Source organism: Candidatus Anaeroferrophillus wilburensis (genome assembly GCA_016934315.1).
GTDB lineage: Bacteria > Desulfobacterota > Anaeroferrophillalia > Anaeroferrophillales > Anaeroferrophillaceae > Anaeroferrophillus > Anaeroferrophillus wilburensis.
Genome location: JAFGSY010000011.1, coordinates 64,276 through 70,728, shown reverse-complemented (window position 1 = coordinate 70,728; position 6,453 = coordinate 64,276). Strand labels below are relative to the sequence as shown.

Below are 6,453 nucleotides of genomic sequence, written 5' to 3'. Positions count from 1 at the left end.
CCACGCTGACCGGCGGGCAAGCTGATTGCAAAGCACAAAAAAGGTGAGCTTCGCACATGGACCAGCTGGATTTTTCCAAGAATGATGTCATAGCAAATGCAGACATCTTTGCCGGCGGCCTTCACGCAACAAGGAGGTATACCCATGAACATCCTGATTGCCTACTACTCTCTCTATGGTCATATCCACACACTGGCCGAAGCGGCGGCCGAAGGGGTGCGATCGGTTCCCGGGGCAAAAGTCACGTTGCGGCGGGTGCCGGAAACCCTGCCCGCCGACGTTCTGGAAAAAATGCATGCCCTCGAGGCCCAGCAGCAGATGGCCGGGGTGCCGGTGTGTACCGTTGAAGAGCTTGGCAACGCCGACGGAATTATTTTCGGTACACCGACCCGCTTCGGCAACATGTGCGGCCAGATGCGACAGTTCCTTGATGCCACCGGCCAGCTGTGGCTGGAGGGCGCCCTGGTGGGCAAGGTGGGCAGCGTGATCACCAGCACAAACACCCAGCATGGCGGCCAGGAATCGACCATCCTGTCGTTTCACACCACCCTGCTCCACCATGGCATGGTGGTTGTCGGCCTGCCCTACACCTTCCAGGGACAGATGCTGACCGATCAGCTCAGCGGCGGCTCGCCCTACGGCGCCTCCACCATCGCCGGCGCCGACGGCAGCCGGCGGCCAAGCGAAAACGAACTTGCTGCCGCCAGGTTTCAGGGTGCCCATGTGGCGACGATCGCCAAAAAGCTCGCCGCATGACAACAACGGTTTGCAAGCACAGGCTACCGGCGATCCAGGTCCGCAGCCACCACCGTCAACGATATCTATAAAAGCATTGAAAGGTATTTCCATGGAAAAGATAAAGCGTGTTGCCATCCTTGGCGCCGGGGCGATGGGCGCCTATTTTGCAGCAGCTTTTTTTGACACCGATGGCATTGACATCACAGTGGTGGCCCGCGATCAGCGATACGAAACCCTGCAGCGCCAGGGTCTGGTGGTCAACGGCAAGCCCTATGCCGTCCCTGTGAGTCACCCCGATGAGGTGCAGCCGCCGGCCGACCTCATCATTGTGGCCCTCAAGCATCATCACCTTCCCGAAGCGGTTGGCGATCTGAAAAACCTGGTGGGCGACGGAACCGCCATCATCTCGGTAATGAATGGTCTCGACAGCGAAGCGGTCATCGGTGAGGTCTACGGCAAGGACAAGCTGCTTTATGCCGTTTCGGTTGGCATCGATGCGGTGCGCCATGGCAATCAGGTTGTCTTCAGCAAGCCCGGCGTCCATTATTTCGGCGAGCAGCGCAACGAGCAGCTCAGTCCGCGGGTCCGATTGATCCAGGAAGCCTTTGACCGGGCGGGCATTGCCTATGAAACGCCGGCGGATATGATCAGGATTCTCTGGTGGAAGTTCATGATCAACGTCGGCATGAACCAGTCGTCGGCGGTCATGAGAGCGCCCTATGGCGTCTTTCAGTCGTCACCCCAGGCCCAGGCAGTCATGCGGGCTTTAATGGACGAGGTCATTATCCTGGCCAAAGCGGCCGGGGTCAACCTGGTTGACCAGGATGTCAACGACTGGAATGCCGTGCTCAACAGCCTGGCGCCGGCTGGAAAAACTTCCATGCTGCAGGATATGGAAGCCGGCCGCAAGACGGAAGTGGAGATCTTTGGCGGCAAGGTGGCAGCCCTGGGCAGACAGTATGGCATTCCGACGCCGGTCAACCAGACGCTGATGAACATTATCCAGGTGCTGGAGTCATAAAGGTGTCGCTTCCGGTGAGCAGTGCCCTGGTGGTCGAGGGCGGGGCCATGCGCGGCGTATTTTCCACCGGCCTGCTGGATGGCCTGCTGGCAAAACAGTTCAACCCTTTTGATCTTTATCTCGGGGTTTCAGCCGGGGCCGGCAACCTGGCGGCCTACCTGGCCGAAATGCCCGGCCGCAACCTGAAAATCTACACCGACTATTCCCTGCAGCCGGAGTTTATCCGTTTCACCCGGTTTCTGCGCGGCGGCCACCTGATGGATCTTGACTGGCTCTGGCGGATGACGATCAGCGAGATCCGCCTCGACCTGCCCACCATCTACGCCAAGGGGAAACCCTTTCTGGTGGGCCTCGCCGATGTCACCACCGGCCAGGCCGTCTACCAGCTCACCAATGCCGACAATCTTGAACAGGTACTCAAGGCATCCAGCGCCCTGCCAGTGCTTTATCGCGGCTTTCCCCTGGTGGACGGCCGTCCGATGGCTGACGGCGGCCTGGTGGACGGCCTGCCGGTTCAAGAGGTCATCCGCCGGGGCGCACGACGGATCATGGTCATCCGTTCCCGGCCTCGTTCCTATGTAAAGAAAGAGAGCCTGCTGGAACGGCTGGTGAACTGGAAGCTGCAAAAGCTTCCCCAGCTCAAGGCCGCCATGGCCACGCGGATTGACAACTACAACCGGACGGTCAGGCTGCTTCGCCAGCCGCCGCCGGGAGTCACCATCATCGAACTCTGCCCGCCGGACACTTTCCGCTCCACCCGCCTGAGCCAGAATCCGGCAGTCCTGATGGAAGGCTATCGCCAGGGAAAGGCCCTGGCTGATGAAGCGGTCAGGCGCTGGCACGAAGCATAAGATAAGGGTTATGAACAAAGCCTCCAAAAACCGCCTGACACCAAAGCAGCTGCCACTTTTTACCGGCACCACCCTGTTTGACAAGGTTGCCAGGGCCGTCTGCCGGGCGGGAACCCTGCCGCGGAAAGAACTCTACGAAAGCTGGGAAGTGGCCCGACGGGTGCGGCGGCGGTACCGGGGCGGCCGGGTGGTGGATATTGCCGGCGGCCATGGCCTGCTGGCCCATCTCATGCTGCTGCTGGATGATAGCTCGGCTGCCGCCGAGGTGATTGACCCGAATATTCCCGACAATGCCGCCATCCTCTCCGACACCATCATCGAAGCCTGGCCGCGGCTCCGGGATCGGATTCACTACCATCAATCCTCCCTGGAGGAATTTTCCCTTTCTGCTGATGATCTGGTGGTCTCAGTCCATGCTTGCGGATTCCTCACCGATGACGTATTACAAAAGGCAGTTACCGTCGGCGCCAGAGTGGCGGTGCTGCCCTGCTGCCACCATCTCGACGGGGCGGCAACCGGCGGGCTGGAGGGCTGGGTCGACGGACCGCTGGCCGTCGACCTGATGCGGGCCGAACGGCTGCGCTTGGCCGGCTACACCATCACCACCAGCACCATCCTGGCTGACATCACACCGAAAAACCGGCTGCTGATGGCCAATCCAAACCCCTTGCAGACAACAGGAACAATTCATGGATAAACAAAGCAACAATATTGCCTGTCCCAACTGCGGCCATATCATCAATGTCAACGATATCCTCTACCATCAGGTTAACGAGGAGCTGAAAAAGAAATACCATGATGCCCTGGCGCGGGAGAAGGGCGCTATTCAGCAGCAGCTGAACGCCCTCAAGGAGGAGCGCCAGCGGCTTGAAAACGAAAAGCTCCAGCAGGCGGAGACCGTCGCCGGAGCAATCAAAACCGGCCTCCAGGAGCAGCGGCAGAGCCTGCAGGCCCAGATCACCGCCAAATTGCAGGAGGAGCAGGCCGAACGCCTCACCGCGCTCCAGGAGGAGCTGCAGCAGAAATCGATCCAGCTGAAAGAATTCAATCGGGCAAAATCGGAAATTGAACGGTTGAAGAGGGAAAAAGACGAACTGAAAGACACCATCGAGGCGGAAGCGGAGAAAAAGATCAACACCGCCATCAGCGAAGAAAAGGAAAAGATTCGCCGCTTAGAGGAGCAGAAATCCCAGCTTAAGCTGATGGAAAAGGAAAAAATCATCGAGCAGCTTAACACCCAGCTGAAAGAGGCCCAGCGGAAAGCCGAGCAGGGTTCCATGCAGCTCCAGGGCGAGGTGCAGGAGCTGGCCATCGAGGACTGGCTGCGAAGCACCTTTCCCTTGGACAGCATCGAGGAGATCAAGAAGGGTGCCAGAGGCGCCGACTGCCTGCAGGTGGTCAACACCAGGAGCCGGCAGAACTGCGGCACCATCTACTACGAAAGCAAACGAACCAAGGGTTTTCAACCCACCTGGCTGGAAAAGCTCAAAAACGACCTGCGGGAAAAAGGGGCCGATATCGGCGTCCTGGTCACCGAGTCCATGCCGACGGACATGGACAGGATGGCTCCCAGGGACGGCATTTGGATCTGCTCTTTTGAAGAGTTCAAAAGTTTGTGCACCATCTTGCGGGAAACGGTGATCAAGGTGAGCGAAGCGGTGGCCGTCCAGGAGAACAAAGGCGACAAGATGGGCATGCTCTACGACTACCTGACCGGCAACGAATTCCGGCTGCAGGTGGAGGCCATTGTCGAGGGTTTCACCCAGATGCACACCGACCTGGAAGCCGAAAAGAGAGCCATGACCAGCATCTGGAAAAAGCGGGAGAAGCAGATCCAGAAGGTGCTGCTGAACACCAACCACATGTACAGCTCGGTGAAGGGTATTGCCGGCAATGCCATCCAGAGCGTGCCCCTGCTGGAGCTGCCGGCCGCCGACCTCGAAGAGGACAACATCGATATTTAAAATTTTCGAAAGGTATGAGCATGGACGGTTTTTACGGACGGCTGCTGATCGTCGATCTAAGCCGGCAATCCTTTAAGATCACCCCCCTTGCTAACGATGTCTACGCTTCCTGGCTGGGCGGCAAAGGGCTGGCTTCCTACCTTCTTTACCACCACAATCCCCCCGGCATTGATCCCCTGGCGCCAGAAAACTGCCTGATTTTTGCCACCGGGCCCTTCACCGGCAGCCGCATCTGGGGCTCCTGCCGCTACGGGGTCTACAGCAAATCCCTGCAGACCGGCATCTACGCGGAATCCTACGCCGGGGGCAAAGTGCCGGAAGCCATCGACGCGGCCGGCTTTGATGCCCTGCTGATCAAAGGCGCCGGCAACGCCCCTCTGGTTCTCCGAATCCATCCTGATGGCGCCGACTTCCTTCCCGGCGATGAACTCTGGGGACTCGACACCTACAGTAGTGAGGATGCTCTCCACGAACGTTTCACCCTCCCCGGCTACCCCAAGGCGGGTGCCGTGGTCATCGGACCGGCCGGGGAAAACCTGGTCCGCTTTGCCGTCATTGAAAACGACTACTGGCGCTCAGCCGGCCGCACCGGACTGGGGGCGGTCATGGGGGCAAAAAAGCTCAAAGGAATCCTTTTCCAGGGCGACCGGCAGCGGCCGGTGGCTGATGCTGGCGGGCTCACCGCCTGGGCGAAGGACTTTGCCCGTCAGCAGAAAGACAACCCAGCGGTCCAGACCTATAAAACCAAGGGAACGCCGATGATGGTCAGGATCATGAACCAGGCCGGTGCCTTCCCCACCCGGTACTGGTCCCGCGGCAGTTATGACCGGTGGCCGCAGATCAGTGCCGACGCCCTCCATGAGCGGTGCCAGGTCACCCCCCATGCCTGCCTCAAATGTTTCATGGCCTGCGGCCGTTTGACCACTCTACTGCAGGGACGCCATGCCGGCCTGCAGTTGGAAGGGCCGGAATATGAAACCATCTACGCCTTCGGCGGCCTCTGCGAGATCGACAGCATCGAGGAGATCGCCCACCTGAATGACCTTTGCGACCGGCTGGGCATGGACACCATCACCGCCGGCAATCTCTGTGCCTTCGCCATTGAAGCGGCCCGCCGGGGGCGGCTCGATTATCCCATCGACTATGGTCAGGTGGATGCCATTACCGAACTGCTGGCGATGATCGCTGAAAGAAGGGGAATCGGTGCCATCCTGGCGGAAGGCATCCGCAGCGCCGCCAAGGCCTGGGATCTGGAAGATCTGGCGGTTCATGTCAAAGGCTTGGAACCGGCCGGTTATGATCCCCGGGTACTGCAGGGCATGGGGCTCGGCTATGCCGCCTCGGACCGCGGTGCCTGCCACCTGCGGTCAACCTTCTACAAAGCTGAACTAAGCGGCATGATTGATCCCGATCAGCCGGCAGGCACCGCTGAACTGTTCATCGACTTTGAAAATCGGCTGACCATCTTCGATTCCCTGATCCTCTGCCGTTTTTACCGGGATCTCTATCCTTGGGAACTCCTGGAGCTGCTGCTGCAGGGAGTCACCGGAAAATCATATGCCAGTGACGAATTAAAAACCATCGCTGCGCGCATTGCCGACCTGGTTCGCCGCTTCAACCTGCGGGAAGGAATGGATCCCGCCACCGACCGCCTCCCCCGCCAGCTTCACCGGCAGTTGGAGGACTCGGGAAAAGTCATTACCGAAGCGCACCTTGCGGACATGCTGGCGGCATACTACCGGCTGCACGGCTGGGATGACAAGGGGCGTCCGCACGAGCAGCCAGAACGCCATTCCCCATAAGCGGCATTTCTGAAGCAAAACCGGCAGATAAAAAAAGCCCCGCATAAACACTCATGCGGGGCTTTTTCTGCGTGACA

Annotated in this window: 6 protein-coding genes; all 6 read left to right on the top strand. The window is 59.4% G+C overall.

Annotated features, from left to right (window positions below):
• The first annotated feature begins 144 nt into the window (after nucleotides 1-144).
• The 6 genes from wrbA to JXO50_02490 all read left to right on the top strand — a co-directional run bounded on the left by wrbA (nucleotide 145) and on the right by JXO50_02490 (nucleotide 6,376).
• Nucleotides 145-756 (top strand): NAD(P)H:quinone oxidoreductase, encoded by a 612-nt coding sequence (gene wrbA, locus JXO50_02515; protein MBN2331957.1) that lies wholly within the window; start codon nucleotides 145-147, stop codon nucleotides 754-756.
• Nucleotides 757-847: 91 nt separating this feature from the next.
• Nucleotides 848-1,759, top strand: coding sequence for a ketopantoate reductase family protein (locus JXO50_02510; GenBank protein ID MBN2331956.1), 912 nt, complete (start codon nucleotides 848-850; stop codon nucleotides 1,757-1,759).
• A gap of 47 nt (nucleotides 1,760-1,806) precedes the next feature.
• Nucleotides 1,807-2,610 (top strand): patatin family protein, encoded by an 804-nt coding sequence (locus JXO50_02505; protein MBN2331955.1) that lies wholly within the window; start codon nucleotides 1,807-1,809, stop codon nucleotides 2,608-2,610.
• Between the two features lie 10 nt (nucleotides 2,611-2,620).
• Complete coding sequence (locus JXO50_02500; protein ID MBN2331954.1) at nucleotides 2,621-3,307, top strand: methyltransferase; 687 nt, start codon at nucleotides 2,621-2,623, stop codon at nucleotides 3,305-3,307.
• The gene (locus JXO50_02495) at nucleotides 3,300-4,574 is read left to right on the top strand and encodes a DUF2130 domain-containing protein (GenBank protein MBN2331953.1); all 1,275 of its coding nucleotides are present in this window, start codon (nucleotides 3,300-3,302) and stop codon (nucleotides 4,572-4,574) included. The genes JXO50_02500 and JXO50_02495 overlap by 8 nt, the downstream gene beginning before the upstream one ends.
• Nucleotides 4,575-4,594: 20 nt before the next feature.
• Nucleotides 4,595-6,376: an aldehyde ferredoxin oxidoreductase family protein gene (locus JXO50_02490; GenBank protein MBN2331952.1), complete on the top strand. Its 1,782-nt coding sequence runs from the start codon at nucleotides 4,595-4,597 to the stop codon at nucleotides 6,374-6,376.
• Nucleotides 6,377-6,453: the final 77 nt, after the last annotated feature.

What these genes read in the sequence shown, in the direction of transcription:
- wrbA (MBN2331957.1), top strand. Translation starts at nt 145, where the DNA reads ATGAACATCCTGATTGCCTACTACTCTCTCTATGGTCATATCCACACA.
- JXO50_02510 (MBN2331956.1), top strand. Translation starts at nt 848, where the DNA reads ATGGAAAAGATAAAGCGTGTTGCCATCCTTGGCGCCGGGGCGATGGGC.
- JXO50_02505 (MBN2331955.1), top strand. Translation starts at nt 1,807, where the DNA reads ATGCGCGGCGTATTTTCCACCGGCCTGCTGGATGGCCTGCTGGCAAAA.
- JXO50_02500 (MBN2331954.1), top strand. Translation starts at nt 2,621, where the DNA reads ATGAACAAAGCCTCCAAAAACCGCCTGACACCAAAGCAGCTGCCACTT.
- JXO50_02495 (MBN2331953.1), top strand. Translation starts at nt 3,300, where the DNA reads ATGGATAAACAAAGCAACAATATTGCCTGTCCCAACTGCGGCCATATC.
- JXO50_02490 (MBN2331952.1), top strand. Translation starts at nt 4,595, where the DNA reads ATGGACGGTTTTTACGGACGGCTGCTGATCGTCGATCTAAGCCGGCAA.